Origin of the sequence: Sphingopyxis sp. HIX, assembly GCF_001468285.1 — a bacterium.
In the GTDB taxonomy this organism is placed as follows: Bacteria; Pseudomonadota; Alphaproteobacteria; order Sphingomonadales; family Sphingomonadaceae; genus Sphingopyxis.
Genome location: NZ_LNSB01000011.1, coordinates 60,426 through 75,652 on the forward strand (window position 1 = coordinate 60,426; position 15,227 = coordinate 75,652).

A 15,227-nucleotide genomic window follows, 5' to 3' on the forward strand; every position below is an offset into this window, starting at 1 on the left:
CTTTGCCAGCATGCGATATGGGCGGCAAGGGTGCTGTTCGCAACCGCAGCGGCATTCGGGCTTGCAATGATACATTGTATCATTATCTCGGCAGCCCATAGCCCCGCGAAAGTCCTTCGATGTCCCTGCCCACCGCGCGCCCGCGCCGCGCCGACCTTGCCGGCCTGGCGCTGTCGGCGACCTGCCTGGTCCACTGCCTCGCGCTGCCGATGCTGTTGCTGCTCGCGCCCGCGCTCGGCCACTGGATCGTGCTGCCCGAAGGAACGCATGCCGCGATCCTGACGCTCGCGCTGCCCGCGGCGTTCGTCGCGATGCGCGGCGGCTGGCACCGGCATCGACGCTCGGCGCCCGGGCTGGTCGCCGCGGCGGGCTTGGCCCTGCTGGCACTGGGGCTCGCGGCGCATGAAGGGTGGCTCGCGACCGCGAACGCGTCCGCCGCCGACACATTGCTGACCACGCTCGGCGCGCTCGCCCTCGCGGCGGCGCATCTCGCCAACTGGCGGTTGGGGCATAAAGGCTGAGCGGCCGTCCCGATAGCATCCTTGTCATTATGTAAATGTCACTTGACATCACCGGCTTGCTATGTCAATTTTCCTTGACTGATTAGCAAGGGAGCTTGACCGATGCCGGTGATCGCCGAGATGGACAAAGCAGCGGACGACAACGCGGCGCTGCAAGCGCAGGCACGGCGCGAGACATTGCTGTGGGGTGCGGCGTTCGTCATCGGCACCTTCGGGGTCGGCATCCTCAACCTGTTCGTCGACCTCGGGTCGGCGCTGAGCGCAGCGCTCTTCTTTGCGGCGATGCTGCTGCTCTTTCCCTTCGTCCGCGCGGGCGAGCGGTTGCAACGCGTGTCGGGCAACGGATCGCTCGCGCTGCTCCGCTACAACCGGCGTTTCATGGTCGCCTCCTTCGCCTATGTCGCGGCCTTGATGGGCGCGATCTGGCTGACCAAGATCGGCAGCTACAGCGCGCCCGTCTATGTGCTCATAGCGATCGCGCCGTCGCTGCCGATCCTGCTGATGATCTGGACGATGGCGCGGCTGCTGCAGGAAGAGCAGGACGAATATCTGCGCAGCCAGCATATCCGCCACGCGCTGGTCGCGACGGGCTTCGTGCTCGCCGCGGCGACGATCTGGGGCTTTCTGGAGCAGTTCAACGTCGTGCCGCACATGCCGAGCTATTGGGTCTTCCCAGCCTGGGCGATCGGGCTCGGCGGCAGCCAGATCTGGTCGAAGCTGCGCGGATGAAGAACCGCCTCAAGGTCCTGCGCGCCGAACGCGACTGGAGCCAGCAGGATCTCGCCGAGCGGCTCGAGGTGTCGCGCCAGTCGGTCAATGCGATCGAGACCGGAAAATACGACCCGTCGCTCCCCCTCGCCTTTCGCATCGCCGACCTGTTCGGAATGTCCATCGAAGAGATTTTCCAGCGAGATTGAACCTAAATGAAAAAGCGTATTTCCGTCGCCGCCATCTTCATCCTGATAGCCGGGCTGGTCGCCAGCCGCGCCGATGCCGCCGAGGCCTGCCCCGCGGGGATGAACGAGGGCAAGCGCATCACCGTGCTGGTCGAAGGCGCGGGCCCGGATGTCGCGCTGATCCCCGGCCTGTCAAGCCCGCGCGGCGTGTGGGATGCGACGGCCGAGCGGCTGAAGGGCCGATATAGGCTGCACCGCGTCCAGATCCGCGGCTTCGGCGACGAAGCGGGGATCAACGCCGAAGGACCGGTGCTCGAGCCGATGATGCGGGAGGTCGCCGACTATATCGACGATTGCATCACCGACGCGGGTCGCCCCGCGCCCGCGGTGATCGGCCATTCGATGGGCGGGCTCACCGGGCTGATGATCGCCGCGCGCGCGCCGCAAGAGGTCGGCAAGCTAATGATCGTCGATGCGGTGCCCTTCATCGGCCTGCTGTTCAATCCCGCCGCGACGGTCGAGCGCATGACGCCGCAGGCCGACCAGATGGCGGCGATGATGCGCGCGCAATATGGCCAGCCGAAGCCGACGGGTCCGGTGGCCGACCCCGGCCCGATGAGCATGGCCGGCGGCCTATCGAACACGCCCGCGGGGCGTATCGCGATCGTCGGCTGGATGCGCGATGCCGATCCGCGCGTGACCGCGCAGGTCTTTCGCGACGTGATGGTGACCGACCTGCGCGGCGAACTCGCGGCGGTGACCGCGCCGGTGACCCTGCTCTATGCGCAGGACGACAGCGCGATGCCGCCCGAGCGGGCGAAAGCCGGATTCGAGCCGCAATATGCCGGGGTCGCGAAGTTCGAGGCGCAGATGGTGCCGAACAGCCGTCACTTCATCATGCTCGACCAGCCCGAGGTGTTTGCAGCGGCGGTCGACGCCTTTCTGGCCGAATAGCCGCGCGGTCGACCGCCGCCCTTGCCCCCTTCCCGCTCCGCCGCTAGGGCGGCGGCAGCCGGAAAGGAGCGTCCCCCATGTTCAAGCGCCTGTTCGTCGACCACCCGAAGAGCGTCGACGAAAATTACATCGAGCATTTCGGCGTCGCGTCGAAATTCGGCGTGACGATGATCTGGGGCGGGATGTGCGCGCTGGTGCATGCGGTGGTCCCCGGCTGGTGCATCACCACCGGCAGCGACACGATCTCGCGGCTCAACAAGATCATGGTCGAACAGCGCCGCGCCAAGGGGCAGGCCGTGATGCAGATGAGCACCATCGACTGGGTGATCTGAGCGGCGTGACCGACGCGCCCGACTATCTCGACCGCGCGGCGCGCCCGCGCCTCGCCTATCGCCACATCGCGGGCAGCGGCCCGGCGATCGTCTTCCTGCCCGGTTACATGTCCGACATGGCGGGGGGCAAGGCGACCGCGCTGTTCGACTGGGCGGCGAGCGAAGGCCGCGCGTGCCTGCTGCTCGACTATGCGGGATGCGGGCTGTCGGACGGACTGTTTTCCGAGCAGACTTTGCTCGACTGGCGCGGCGACATACTCGACCTGATCGATGCGCGTATCGAGGGGCCGGTGGTCATCGTCGGCTCGTCGATGGGCGGCTGGCTGATGCTGCTCACCGCATTGGCGCTGGTCCAGCGCGACGGACCCGGCCGCGTCGCGGGGCTCGTCGGGATCGCCGCGGCGCCCGACTTCACCGACTGGGGCTTTAATCCGCAAGAGAAGGCGATCATTCTCGCCGAGGGCGAGCTGCGCGAAGAGACGCCCTACAGCGACCAGCCCTATGTCACGACGCGCGGCTTCTGGCAGTCGGGCGAGGCGAACCGCCTGCTCGAAGCCGAAATACCGCTCGTCTGCCCGGTGCGCCTCCTCCACGGGCAGGAGGACGGCGACGTGCCGCCCGACATCAGCCTCCGCCTCGCCGCCGCGCTCGCCAGCGACGATGTGCAGGTGACGCTCGTCAAGGGCGGCGACCACCGCCTGTCGCGCGACACCGACATCGCGCTGCTGATCGACAGCGTCGCGCGGCTTACCGACTAGACCGAAGGATCATCATGGCGCGCAGCGACTTCAAATTCCACATCACCAAGCGCGTCCGCTATGCCGAGATCGACGCGCAGGCGGTCGTGTTCAACAGCCGCTACCTCGAATATTTCGACATCGGGATCACCGAATATTGGCGCGCCGCGGGGGTCTACGACCGCTGGCCCGAGCGCGAGAGCCCCGAATTCCACGTCGCGCGCGCCGAGGTGGATTATAAGGTGCCGATCCTGCTCGACGAAGAGATCGACATCTGCGTGCGCTGCTCGCGCGTGGGCCGCAGCTCGATGACCTTCCTGTTCGAACTCCACGGCAAGGGCGCCGAAGATTTGCGCGCGACGGGGCTGGAGGTCAGCGTCCACGTCGCCGAAGCGCGCGGTGCGCCGGCGCCGGTGCCCGATGAATTCGTAAACCTGTTCGAGGCGTTTGAACAAAAGTCGCTGCGCGCCTAGATTGGCGCGATGACAAAATATCTCCACACCATGATCCGCGTGACGGATCCCGACGCCACCGTCGATTTCTTCAAGCTCATCGGGCTCGAGGAAGTCCGCCGCTTCGACAATGAGGGCGGGCGCTTCACCCTGATCTTCCTCGCGCCGCCGGGACAGGCCGGGGTCGCCGAGGTCGAGCTGACCTATAATTGGCCGCCCGCCGACGGCAGCGCCGCCGAGACCTACAGCGGCGGGCGCAATTTCGGGCACCTCGCCTACCGGGTCGACGATATCTACGCGACCTGCCAGCGGCTGATGGACGCCGGGGTGACGATCAACCGTCCGCCGCGCGACGGGCATATGGCATTCGTGCGCTCGCCCGACGGGATTTCGATCGAGCTGCTGCAGGACGGCCATCTGCCGCCGCAGGAGCCTTGGGCGTCGATGCCGAACACCGGCGCCTGGTAGGATGCTGCTCGCGCTCGCCTTCCTCGCCGCGGCGTCGGACGGGCGCGCGGACGCGTCGGTCGTCACCCTGCTCGGCGACGCCAAGTTCGAGCCGGTGAACCCCGCCAATCCCGCCGGGCCCGCGATCGCGGTGCTGTCGGGCGATCCCGCGACCGGGCCCTCGGTGATGCTGATGCGCTTCGGGCGCGGCCCCGGCCGGCTGCATATCCACAGCGCCGACTATCGGCTGACCGTGATCCGCGGCGAGATGAAGCATTGGGACGCGGGCGGCAGCGAAGCCGTCGCCCCCGTCATCGGCCCCGGCGGCCACTGGTTCCAGCCCGGCGGACAGGCGCATGCCGACACCTGCCTCAGCGACGAATGCCTGATGGTGATCCACTGGTCGGGTGCGCGCGATGCGCGGCTGGCGCCCGGCGCGGGCTGACGCGATGCCGGGCCTGCTGATCAACATCGACGTGCCCGACCTTGCCGCGGGCGAGGCTTTTTATACACGGGGGCTCGGCCTCACGCCTGCGCGGCGCTTCGACGAGGATATCGTCGAGCTGCTGGGCGCGGGCGTGCCCATCTATCTGATCGTCAAGCCCGGCGGGTCGGGCATCGGTCCGGCGGGCGGCGGCGCGCGCCACTATGATCGGCACTGGACCCCGGTGCATTCCGATTTCACCGTCGACGATCTCGACGCGGCGGTGGCGCGCGCTGTGGCGGCGGGCGCGGTGCTCGAGGATGGGCCGCTCGACCTGCCCTATGGGCGGCAGGCGATGTTCGCCGACCCCTTCGGCAACGGCTTCTGCCTGATCGAGTTCAACGACCGCGGTTACGACGCGCTGGCCGACGGCTAGGCCGCGGCGCCCACCTTGCCCGCAGCGGGCGGTTCGGGCTGCTGCCAGCGATCGGTGACCATGCAGTCGCGCCCGCTGTGCTTGGCGGCGTAGAGCAGGCGGTCGGTCTCGGCGAACAGCCGGTCGAAGTCGAGCGCAGCCCCCTCGGTCCGCGCCTCGAAGATCAGCAGGCCCCCGCTGGCGCTGACCGGATGCGGAATCTGCGGCACGTCGGCGGCGATGCGGCGCGCGATCGCCTGGCGGCAGCGCTCGGCGGTGCCAGCGGCGTCGGGTCGGTCGATCAGCAGGAAGAATTCCTCGCCGCCGATGCGTGCGACGATGCCGCCATGCCCTTCGCGCAGCCCCACCGCGGCGGCGCACAGCACCGCGTCGCCGACCTGGTGGCCATAGCGGTCGTTGACCGACTTGAAATGATCGATGTCGATCAGCGCCGCCGCGGTGAAGCGCCGTGCGTCGGTCGCGAGCAGGTTCTCGAGCCCGCGGCGGTTGCTGAGCCGCGTGAGCGGGTCGGTCTGCGCCGCATCCTCCATCGCGCCCGCCAGCGCCTGCGCCCGGTCGCGCTCGCGGCGCATGATCATGAAGCGGTCGGCGACGCCGAGCGCGGTGATGACGAGTTCGAGCGCGATCGCGAGATAGAGCAATTGGTCGAGCCAGGGCGGCCCGACATAGAGGCCGATGCCGCGCGCGACGCGCTCGAACCCGCAGGCGATGATCGGCGCCCATGCGGCGGCCTGGTACATCGCCGCGCGGCTGCCGCGTCGGCAGGTGCGCGTCAGCACCACGACATAGGTGACGAGCACGGGCAGATAGGCCGCGAAATAGAGCTGGCCACCCCATGGCCGGATCGCTTCGACCGGCGCCATCGCGACCGCGCCGAAGAGCGGGATCCACAGCACGCAGGCGAAGAGCGCGCGCCGCTCGCCGCGGGTGATCTTGTCGGGCTCGACGAAGTTCAGGCAGAACATCGTCGCGGCGACGATCCCCAGGCTGAAGCTGATCTGCGACAGATAGCCGTAAGCGAGCGCGCTGATCCCCGGCACCACGGCGAAGGCGAGCCCCGACGACAGGCTGGTGTGCAGGATGATGCAGGTGGCGAGCGCCATATGCCAGAGCAGGAAGCGCTCGCGCAGCACGCGGAAGAAGGCGATGTTGAATACGATCGGCGCGAGCGCGAGCCCGGTGAACAACGCGATCAGCAGCATCGTTCCCGTCGACCAGCCGCCTTCGCCCATGGGCGCCAGCCGCGCGGTCTTCAAGGTGGTGAGGTAGCTCAGCCGGTCGAAGGCGATGGCGATCTCGACCGGCGGCGACGCGCGCTGCGGCACGGTGAGGTAGAAATCGGGGCCCGCGAGGCGATAGGGCATCGCCTGCCGCCCGCTCCGCACCACGCGCGCGACGCTGCCGTCGGCGTAGCGGACGAACAGCGCGATCCGGTGGAAGCGGCTGGTGCGCGCGTTGAACTCGATCGGCCCCGGCCCGGCCGCGGCGATCGTATCGGCGTCGAAGAATAGCCAGCTTCGCGGCCCTTCGAGCGACCAGCGGTCGGCGTCGCAATCGCGCGCCGCACGCGTCTGCGACACCGCGTCATAGCCGGTGGCGAGGTCGGTCTGGAGCGTGCACGGCGCCGATCGCGGCGCCGCTTCGGCGGGGTTCCAGCCCGCGAACAGGGCCATCGCCATCAGGATCAATAGCAGACGCTGCAACGACTCTTCCCCATCTCGCCGCGCGCGATGCTAATCCCAAGGCTTTTCAACATGGTTAACTTGGCGGTCGACGGCGGGGCCCGCGCGGGTTATTCTTTGCCATGCTCGAAATCGTCCGCATCCCCGTCCTCAGCGACAATTATGTCTGGCTGGTCCACGAACCCCAAAGCGGGGCGACGATGGTCGTCGACCCCGCCGTCGCCGACCCGGTGCTCGAAGCGGCGGCGGCGCGCGGCTGGACGATCAGCGATATCTGGAACACCCACTGGCACCCCGACCACACCGGCGGCAACGCGGCGATCAAGGAGGCGACGGGCTGCACGATCACCGGTCCCGCCGCCGAATTTGCCCGCATCCCGACGCTCGACCGGCAGGTGAAAGGGGGTGACACCGTCCGCCTCGGCGCGGTCGAGGCCAAGGTGTGGGATGTACCCGCACACACCGCGGGGCATATCGCCTATCATTTCGCCGATGACGCCGCGATCTTCGTCGGCGACACGATGTTCGCGATGGGCTGCGGCCGGCTGTTCGAGGGCACCGCCGAGCAGATGTTCGCGAACATGCAGCAGCTCGGCACGCTCGACGACGCGACGCGCGTCTATTGCGCGCACGAATATACGCTGTCGAACGCACGCTTCGCGGTGACCGTCGAGCCCGACAATGAAGCGCTCGCCGCAAGGCTCGCGGCGGTCGAGTCGGCGCGCGCCGCGGGCGAGGCGACGGTGCCGACGACGATCGGTGCCGAACGCGCGACCAACCCTTTCCTCCGCGCGACAAGCGCCGCCGAGCTCGGCCGCATCCGCGCGCTCAAGGATGCCGCTTGAGGAGGCTTCAGCAACCATTCATCGCCCTGTCCGTAAACTGAAAAAGTCGCAGGAGCCTGTCATGGCGAAATTCATCACTCTCTCATTCGCGCTGGCGCCCTTGCTCGCAAGCTGTGCCGCAAGCGACAGCAGCGCGCCGCGCGCCGAGGCGCTGACCCCCAAGCAGGCCGAGCAGCTCGACAAGCAGCTCGCCGGCAAGGTCGCGGGCGAACCCGTGCGCTGTCTCCCCACCAGCTTCAGCACCGACACCATCCGCATCTCGGACAATATCCTGCTCTACCGCCAGTCGGGCCGCATCGTGTATCGCAACGATTTGAAGAGCAGCTGCCCGGGGCTCGGCCGCGACAGCGACATCATGGTCGTGCGCCAGTTCGGCAGTTCGACGTGCAGCGGCGATTTTTTCCACCTGGTCGACCGGTCGAGCGGCATCCGCGGCCCGACCTGCGTGCTCGGCGACTTCGTCCCCTATCGCAAACCGGATGGGGACAAAGGCTGAACCTTCGGGTTCGGCGATGGGCGGGGTCCGGTTTGCGCCGAGCTCTTCGGGTCGCACCCCCGCCTGTCATAAGCCAGATTGCTCCAACTTCCGTTCGTATCGAGCGAAGTCGAGATACGCCTGAACTGCCTTTGCCTTCGCGTGTCTCGACTTCGCTCGACACGAACGGGATTTGAGATCGGTTTCTTAGCTCGAGCTACCCCTTGTACATCGCCGCGATCCTGTCGGCGTAAACGTCGCGCAGCACATGGCGGCGGATCTTCATCGACGGGGTCATCTGCTCATTCTCGATCGTGAAGGCCTCGTCGGCGAGGTCGAACTTGCGCACCTTCTCGATCACCGACAGCTGGCCGTTGACGCGGTCGACCGCCTCGCGCAGCGCCGAGCGGAACTTGTCGTGCTCGCGCAGCAGCTTGAGATCCTTGGGCAGCCCCTCGGCCTCGGCCCATTCATTCGCCCATTCGGGGTCGGGCACGAGGATGCCGACGAGGTGCGGGCGCTTGTCGCCATAGACCATCGCCTGCAAAATCTCGGGCTGGAGCGTCAGCATGCCCTCGACGCGCTGCGGCGACACATTGTCGCCCTTGTCGTTGACGATCAGGTCCTTCTTGCGGTCGGTGATGACGATGCGGCCTTGCCCATCGATATGGCCGATGTCGCCGGTGTGCAGCCACGGCCCGGCGTCGGGCTCGGCGGGATCGGCGACGAGCACGCGCTCGGTCTCCGACGGATTGCGCCAATAGCCCTTCATCACCAGCTCGCCGCGCACCAATATCTCGCCGTCCTCGGCGATCTTCACCTCGGTGTTCATCAGCGGCGGGCCGACGGTGTCCATCTTGATCCCCGCGCTCGGGCGGTTGCAGCTGATCACCGGCCCCGCCTCGGTCTGGCCATAGCCCTGCAGCAATGTCAGCCCGATCGAGTGGAAAAAGACGCCGATTTCGGGATTGAGCGGGGCACCGCCCGACACCAGTGCCTTCATCCGCCCGCCGAAGCGCTTGCCGATCTTGGGCCGGAACAATTTGTCGAGGATCAGGTCGACCGGCCGGTCGAGCAATCCCATGCGGCGCTCATAATCCTTCTCGCCGACGCGCAGCGCCTGATTGAGCATCCAGTTGGCGAGCTTGCCTTGCTTCTCGACCGACTTGATCATCCGCGCGCGGATCACCTCGAACAGCCGCGGCACGACGACCATGATCGTCGGCTTGGTTTCCTCGATGTTCGAGACGAGCTTTTCGAGGCCCTCGCTGTAATAGATTTGCGCGCCGACCATGATCGGCAGGAACTGCCCGCCCGAATGTTCATAGGCGTGGCTGAGCGGCAGGAAGGACAGGAACGCCTCTTCGTCGCCGATGCCGAAGTCGTTGACCAGCACCTCGGCCGCGCCCGCGGCGTTGTGCAGGATCGCGCCATGATGCTGCATCACCCCGCGCGGCGCGCCGCCGGTGCCGCTGGTGTAGATGAGGCACGCGGTGTCCTCGCGCTTGACCCCGAGGCCGCGCGCCTTGGTCTCCTCGACATAGGTCGCGCCATCGGCGACCAGCGGCGCCCAGTCGTGGACGCGCACGTCGCCCTGCTGCCCGACGCGCAGATTCTCCATCGTCACGACCAGATTGGCGTCCGAGCGCATCACCGCGGGCATGAGCGCGCGCGCGAGCTTGGCGGTCGAGACGATCACCGCCTTCGCGCCGCTGTTGTCGAGGATATGCTGGTGGTCGCGCTCGGTGTTGGTGGTGTAGGTCGGCACGGTGATGCAGCCCGCGGCCATGATGCCGAGGTCGGCGATGCACCATTCGGGGCGATTCTCGCCGACCAGCACGACGCGGTCGCCCTCCTTCAGCCCCAGCTTGCGCAGGTTGTGTGCGAGCGCCGAGACCTGTTCGGCGACCTCGCGCCAGCTCAGCGACTGCCACGCGCGGTCGGCCTTGCGCCACAGGAAGGGGTCGTCGCCGCCCTTTTCGGCGCGGTCGAAGAACATCGCGACCAGGCTCGGGAAATGGTCGAGATGGGGGTTGTCCAGCTTCATGCTTCTTGCTCTCCCGGGGAGGATTTCGTCCTTTTGCCCATCCTTAGGGTCAAATGATGCCCGATTGAAGTCATTAAGCCCCGCGCCCGGGAGCGCGGGAGGACCGCATCACCCCTGCGGCGGTGCGCCGTCGACCGACGAGCTGCCCGGGCCGCGCGGATCGGCGGCGCCGTGCCAGACCTCGCCGACGCGCTGCGCGGCGTTGAGCTTCGAGCCGAGGCTGGTGGGGACGAAGGGATAGCCGAAGGGCTTCATCTTGTCGGCGATCGCCTTGCCCGCGGCGTCGTCCTCGATCAGCACGCCCTGCTGGCCGTAATAGAGGTTGGGCAGCGCGATCGCATCCTCGGCCGAAAGCCCCCAGTCGAGCACGCCGACGAGCGTCTTGGTCACATGCATGATGATCCGCTTGCCGCCCGCCGAGCCGACCGCCAGCACGACCTTGCCGTCGGGACCATAGACGATCGTCGGCGACATCGAGGACAGCGGGCGCTTGCCCGCCTGCACGCGGTTCGCCCCGGGCGCGTCGCCCTGCACCGGGTTGAGGTCGAAATCGGTGAGTTCGTTGTTGAGGAAAAAGCCGTTGGCGTTGAGGTTGCTGCCGAAGATGCTCTCGATCGTCGAGGTCATCGAGGCGACATTGCCTTCGCGGTCGACCGCGACGAAATGCGTCGTGCCCGCTTCGGGGACCGGACCCGACGGCGTGCGCGGCTGCGCGCCCGGCGGGTTGCCCGCGGGGTAGGCGGCGGCGCGGCCGAAGGGCGAGATCAGCTGGCGGCGCTCGGAAAGATATTTCTTGTCGAGCAGCCCGGCGACCGGAACGTCGACAAAATCGCTGTCGCCGAGATATTTTTCGCGGTCGGCGTAGCTCAGCTGCATCGCTTCGGAGAGAAGGTGCCAGCTCATCGGATTGTCCTTGCCCATCGCCTTCATGTCCCAACCCTCGAGCAGGCCGAGGATGCCGAAGACGGTGGTCGCGCCCGACGAGGGCGGGCCCATGCCGCACACTTTATAGACGCGGTAGGTGGTGCAGACCGCGGGCTTGTCCTGCGCCTTGTAGGCGGCGATGTCCTTCGTCGTCAGCACCGCAGGGTTGCGCACCGATTTCGCCACCGCGTCGCTGATCGCCTTGGCATTGGCGCCGGTGTAGAAAGCGTCGGGGCCGCGCGCGGCGATGTCGCGCAGCAACTTGGCATAGGCGGGATTCTTGATCACCGTACCCACGGGCGCGGGCTTGCCATCGACATAATAGAGCGCACGCGCCGCGGGAAAATCCTTCCACGTGTCCTGGAAACGGTCGAGCCAGCCATAGAGCGCAGGCGTCACCTTGAACCCCTCGTCGGCGAGCTTGATCGCGGGCTGGAACAGCGCCTTCCACTCGAGCCGACCCCATTTCTTGTGCGCCATTTCCATCAGCCGGACGTTACCGGGGACGCCGACCGACAGCCCGCCGGGGATGACGTCGCTATAGCCGCGCGGCTTGCCGTCGGGACCGAGGAAGCGCTCGGGCTTCGCCGCGGCGGGCGCCATCTCGCGGCCGTTGATCGTGCCGATCGTATCGGTCTTGCTGTCGTGATAGACTAGGAACCCGCCGCCGCCGACGCCGCTCGACTGCGGCTCGACGAGCGTCAGCACCAGCATCATCGCCATCGCCGCGTCGGCGGCCGAGCCGCCCTCGTGCAATATCTGCCGCCCCGCCTCGGTCGCGCGCGGGTCGGCGGTCGAGGTCACCCCCTGCGCCGCGGCGAGCGAGGGAATGGTGGTGAGGAAAAGGGCGAAGGCGGCGAGGAGTTTCTTGTTCATGCGCAGACATTGGCGCGGGGGGAAGCATGGCGCAACCCCATCCCCTATTCCTCGCGGTCGCAAAGCGATGCAGCACGGTTATGGCGCCGGCGTGGCTAACCGGCTTCGCGGAAGTTCAGTCGCCCACCCCGATCGCATCGGCGATGCGCGTGAAGCCGTCGCGCACCGCGAGATCTTCCAGCCCGCGCGCGATGCGCTGGGCGAGGCCGGGGCCGGCGAAGACCATCGCCGAATAGATTTGCACCAGGCTGGCGCCCGCGCGGATGCGCGCCCACGCCTGTTCGGCATTGGCGATGCCGCCGACGCCGATCAGCGGCAGCCTGCCCCCGCTCGCGGCGCGGAAATCCCTGAGCCGCTGGAGCGCGAGATCGTGGAGCGGCGCGCCCGACAGCCCGCCCGCCTCCTGCGCGTGGACCGACTTCAACGCCGGCCGCCCGATCGTCGTGTTCGATATGATCAGCGCCGCCAGACCCTTGTCGATCGCCACCGCGACAAGATCGTCGATGTCGGCGGGCTCGAGGTCGGGTGCGACCTTCAGGAACACCGGTTTCGCGTCGCCCGCGGGCTGCGCCGCCGCGACCGCGTCGAGCAGCCCTTCGAGCGCGCCCTTGTCCTGCAACGCGCGCAGCCCCGGCGTGTTCGGCGAGCTGATGTTGACCGTGAGGTAATCGGCGAGCGGCGCCATCGCGGCGACGCCCCTGGCATAGTCGGCGATACGGTCGTCGCTGTCCTTGTTCGCGCCGATGTTGATGCCCAGCGGCACCGCCATGCCGCAGGCGCGCAGCTTGGCGATGCGCTCGGCCGCGGCGGCCTGCCCGCCGTTGTTGAAGCCCATGCGGTTGATCACCGCGCCGTCCTCGACCAGCCGGAACAGCCGTGGGCGCGGATTGCCCTCCTGCGGCAGCGGGGTAAGCGTGCCGACCTCGACGAAACCGAAACCGAAGCGCGGCATCACCGCGGCGGCGCGCGCATCCTTGTCGAAGCCCGGCGCGAGCCCGACCGGATTCGGGAAATGCAGCCCCGCCACCTCGGTCGCGAGGATCGGGCTGGTTAGCGCCGTGCGCGCACGCGGCAGCGGTTCGAGCGCGGCGATGGTCAGATTATGCGCGGCCTCGCCGTCAGTCGCATGGACGATCGGGCGGACGAGCGCATAGGCGGCATCGGTGAGCGAGGCGAAGAGCGACATGGCCCGCCATTGCGCGCCGGGGGACGCTATGGCAAGCCCCCCACAGCGAGCCTTGGCCGGCCAGCAAAGTCCAACGATAACGCCCGGAGAACAAAGTGTCGCACCCCCGCCTCGCCGCCAGCCTGTCCACCTGCCTGATCGCGCTCGCCGTCGCCGGCTGCGCCCCCGCGGCTACCGAGCAGGCCCCCGCGACCGTCGCCGCGCCGCCCGCCGCCGAAGTCGCGCCCGCGGGCGCAAACCTCGCGGAATTCTTCGACAAATATGACGCAGCGCAATTGTCGCTCTCGCCCGAGACCAAGGCCCGGCGCGGGGTGCGCGACGGCGACTACGGGAAGTGGGACGATGTGTCGGACGAGGCCGCGGTCGCGCGCTTCAAGCTGCAGACCGCGACCGCGGAGGCGATGCGCGGGAGCTTCGACCCCAAGGCGCTGCCGACCGACGAGGCGCTGTCGTTCGAGCTGTTCAACGCGCAGGCGGCGCGCGCCGAACGGCTCTTCCCCTTCCGCGACCATGGCTATGTCTTCGACCAGATGAACGGCGCGCAGAGCCAGATGCCCGCCTTCCTGATCAACATCCACCGCGTCGCCACTATCGCCGAGGCCGAGGCCTATGTGTCGCGCATCCGCGAACTCGGTCCGATCCTCGACGTGCTCTCGGCGCAGTCGGCCGAGCGCGCCGCCAAGGGCTATGCGCCGCCCAAATGGGTCTATCCCTATGTGATCTCGGACATCGGCAACCTGACCAAGGCCGACAATGCGGTGATCGAGGACATCGCCGCCAAGGTGAACAAGCTCGAGATCGACGCCGCCGAAAAGGCGCGGCTGATCGCCGCTGCCAAGGCCGCCTGGGCGGAGAGCGCGGGCCCCGCCTACACCCGCCTCGCCGCCGAAATGGCGCGCCAGCAGGCGACGGCGCCGACGCAGGACGGTGTGTGGCGCATGCCCGAGGGCAAGGCCTATTATGAGGCTTTGCTCGCCAATTATACGACAACGAACATGACCGCGGCCGAGATCCACGACCTCGGCCTGTCCGAAGTCGCGCGCATCCATGGCGAGATGAAGACGATCATGGCGAAGGTCGGCTTCAAGGGCACGCTGAACCAGTTTTTCGAGCATCTGCGTACCAGCCCGCAATATTATCACACGACGCGCGAGGCCTATCTCGCCGACGTCGACAGCCATGTGAAGGCGATGGAGGCGCGGCTGCCCGCCTTCTTCAACACCATCCCCAAATCGGCGCTGCAGGTGAAGGCGGTCGAGGCGTTCCGCGAGAAGTCGGCGGGCAAGGCCTTCTACTCCTCCCCCGCCCCCGACGGCTCGCGGCCCGGCATTTATTACGTCAACCTCTACGACCTGCGCGACATGCCCAAGACCGAGCTCGAGGCGCTCGCCTATCATGAGGGCGTGCCCGGCCATCACCTCCAGCGCGCGGTGCAGACCGAACTTACCGGCCTGCCGCCCTTCCGCCGCTTCGGCGGCTTCACCGCTTACACCGAGGGCTGGGGCCTCTATTCGGAGGAACTCGCCAAGGACATGGGTTTCTACACCGATCCCTATGCCGATTTCGGGCGGCTCGGCATGGAGCTGTGGCGCGCGACGCGGCTCGTCGTCGACACCGGCATCCACGACAAGCGCTGGAGCCGCGAGCAGGCGATCCAGTATCTCAAGGACAATACGCCGAACCCTGAGGGCGACATCGAAAAGGCGATCGAGCGCTATGTCGTCTATCCGGGACAGGCGACCGCCTATCTCATCGGCAAGCTCAAGATCATGGAACTCCGCACCCGCGCGCAGAAGGCGATGGGCGAGAAGTTCGACTATCGCGCCTTCCACGATGTCGTGCTCGAATCGGGTCCGGTGCCGCTCGACGTCCTCGAACGCCGCGTCGATACGTGGATAGCGACCCAAAAGAGTTAACGTCCGGCGATTTGCGGCTTGACGCGCGCGCCCGAAAGGCAAATGATTTGGCCTAGTTAAACAGGCGGCGCTCAGCC

At 67.5% G+C, this 15,227-nt stretch carries 17 protein-coding genes; 13 read left to right on the top strand and 4 right to left on the bottom strand.

Going from position 1 to position 15,227, the window contains the following annotated elements:
* Nucleotides 1-119: 119 nt before the first annotated feature.
* The 10 genes from ATE62_RS07310 (at nucleotide 120) to ATE62_RS07355 (ending at nucleotide 5,199) form a co-directional block, all read left to right on the top strand.
* Nucleotides 120-521 carry a MerC domain-containing protein gene (locus ATE62_RS07310; protein WP_058808367.1) on the top strand — a complete coding sequence of 134 codons (402 nt, stop codon included), beginning with the start codon at nucleotides 120-122 and terminating at the stop codon, nucleotides 519-521.
* Nucleotides 522-623: 102 nt separating this feature from the next.
* The gene (locus ATE62_RS07315) at nucleotides 624-1,250 is read left to right on the top strand and encodes a hypothetical protein (protein ID WP_231736177.1); all 627 of its coding nucleotides are present in this window, start codon (nucleotides 624-626) and stop codon (nucleotides 1,248-1,250) included.
* Entirely contained in the window at nucleotides 1,247-1,438 is a 192-nt protein-coding gene (locus ATE62_RS07320; protein ID WP_058808365.1) for a helix-turn-helix transcriptional regulator, read from the top strand. Before ATE62_RS07315 ends, ATE62_RS07320 begins: the two co-directional genes overlap by 4 nt.
* Nucleotides 1,439-1,444: 6 nt before the next feature.
* Nucleotides 1,445-2,371 carry an alpha/beta fold hydrolase gene (locus ATE62_RS07325; protein WP_058808363.1) on the top strand — a complete coding sequence of 309 codons (927 nt, stop codon included), beginning with the start codon at nucleotides 1,445-1,447 and terminating at the stop codon, nucleotides 2,369-2,371.
* Between the two features lie 77 nt (nucleotides 2,372-2,448).
* Entirely contained in the window at nucleotides 2,449-2,703 is a 255-nt protein-coding gene (locus tag ATE62_RS07330; protein WP_058808361.1) for a DUF6356 family protein, read from the top strand.
* Nucleotides 2,700-3,461 carry an alpha/beta fold hydrolase gene (locus tag ATE62_RS07335; RefSeq protein WP_058808402.1) on the top strand — a complete coding sequence of 254 codons (762 nt, stop codon included), beginning with the start codon at nucleotides 2,700-2,702 and terminating at the stop codon, nucleotides 3,459-3,461. Before ATE62_RS07330 ends, ATE62_RS07335 begins: the two co-directional genes overlap by 4 nt.
* Nucleotides 3,462-3,475: 14 nt before the next feature.
* A complete protein-coding gene (locus tag ATE62_RS07340) occupies nucleotides 3,476-3,913 on the top strand; it encodes an acyl-CoA thioesterase (RefSeq protein ID WP_058808359.1) in 438 nt (145 codons plus the stop codon).
* A 9-nt stretch (nucleotides 3,914-3,922) separates the two neighbouring features.
* On the top strand, nucleotides 3,923-4,360 hold the full coding sequence (locus ATE62_RS07345) for a VOC family protein (protein WP_058808357.1): 438 nt from the start codon (nucleotides 3,923-3,925) through the stop codon (nucleotides 4,358-4,360).
* Nucleotide 4,361: 1 nt separating this feature from the next.
* Nucleotides 4,362-4,784 carry a DUF4437 domain-containing protein gene (locus ATE62_RS07350; protein ID WP_058808355.1) on the top strand — a complete coding sequence of 141 codons (423 nt, stop codon included), beginning with the start codon at nucleotides 4,362-4,364 and terminating at the stop codon, nucleotides 4,782-4,784.
* Nucleotides 4,756-5,199, top strand: a complete 444-nt coding sequence (locus ATE62_RS07355; RefSeq protein WP_197411682.1) for a VOC family protein — start codon at nucleotides 4,756-4,758, stop codon at nucleotides 5,197-5,199. The genes ATE62_RS07350 and ATE62_RS07355 overlap by 29 nt, the downstream gene beginning before the upstream one ends.
* Here ATE62_RS07355 and ATE62_RS07360 read toward each other — a convergent pair.
* Entirely contained in the window at nucleotides 5,196-6,902 is a 1,707-nt protein-coding gene (locus ATE62_RS07360; RefSeq protein WP_156420557.1) for a GGDEF domain-containing protein, read from the bottom strand. The two genes, ATE62_RS07355 and ATE62_RS07360, sit on opposite strands and share 4 nt — an antisense overlap.
* A 101-nt stretch (nucleotides 6,903-7,003) precedes the next feature.
* Between ATE62_RS07360 and gloB the strand changes: the two genes are divergently transcribed.
* Together gloB and ATE62_RS07370 are read left to right on the top strand one after the other, a co-directional pair.
* Nucleotides 7,004-7,726 (top strand): hydroxyacylglutathione hydrolase, encoded by a 723-nt coding sequence (gene gloB, locus ATE62_RS07365; RefSeq protein ID WP_058808351.1) that lies wholly within the window; start codon nucleotides 7,004-7,006, stop codon nucleotides 7,724-7,726.
* A 61-nt stretch (nucleotides 7,727-7,787) separates the two neighbouring features.
* The gene (locus ATE62_RS07370) at nucleotides 7,788-8,222 is read left to right on the top strand and encodes a hypothetical protein (protein WP_058808349.1); all 435 of its coding nucleotides are present in this window, start codon (nucleotides 7,788-7,790) and stop codon (nucleotides 8,220-8,222) included.
* Nucleotides 8,223-8,418: 196 nt separating this feature from the next.
* Here ATE62_RS07370 and ATE62_RS07375 read toward each other — a convergent pair whose 3' ends face one another.
* From ATE62_RS07375 to ATE62_RS07385, 3 genes are all read right to left on the bottom strand, one after another.
* Nucleotides 8,419-10,248, bottom strand: coding sequence for an AMP-dependent synthetase/ligase (locus tag ATE62_RS07375; protein ID WP_058808348.1), 1,830 nt, complete (start codon nucleotides 10,246-10,248; stop codon nucleotides 8,419-8,421).
* 108 nt (nucleotides 10,249-10,356) lie between these two features.
* Complete coding sequence (gene ggt, locus ATE62_RS07380) at nucleotides 10,357-12,048, bottom strand: gamma-glutamyltransferase (RefSeq protein ID WP_058808346.1); 1,692 nt, start codon at nucleotides 12,046-12,048, stop codon at nucleotides 10,357-10,359.
* A 115-nt stretch (nucleotides 12,049-12,163) separates the two neighbouring features.
* The gene (locus ATE62_RS07385) at nucleotides 12,164-13,234 is read right to left on the bottom strand and encodes a quinone-dependent dihydroorotate dehydrogenase (RefSeq protein ID WP_058808345.1); all 1,071 of its coding nucleotides are present in this window, start codon (nucleotides 13,232-13,234) and stop codon (nucleotides 12,164-12,166) included.
* Nucleotides 13,235-13,329: 95 nt separating this feature from the next.
* Between ATE62_RS07385 and ATE62_RS07390 the strand changes: the two genes are divergently transcribed.
* Nucleotides 13,330-15,150, top strand: a complete 1,821-nt coding sequence (locus ATE62_RS07390; protein ID WP_058808344.1) for a DUF885 domain-containing protein — start codon at nucleotides 13,330-13,332, stop codon at nucleotides 15,148-15,150.
* The last annotated feature ends 77 nt before the right edge of the window (nucleotides 15,151-15,227 follow it).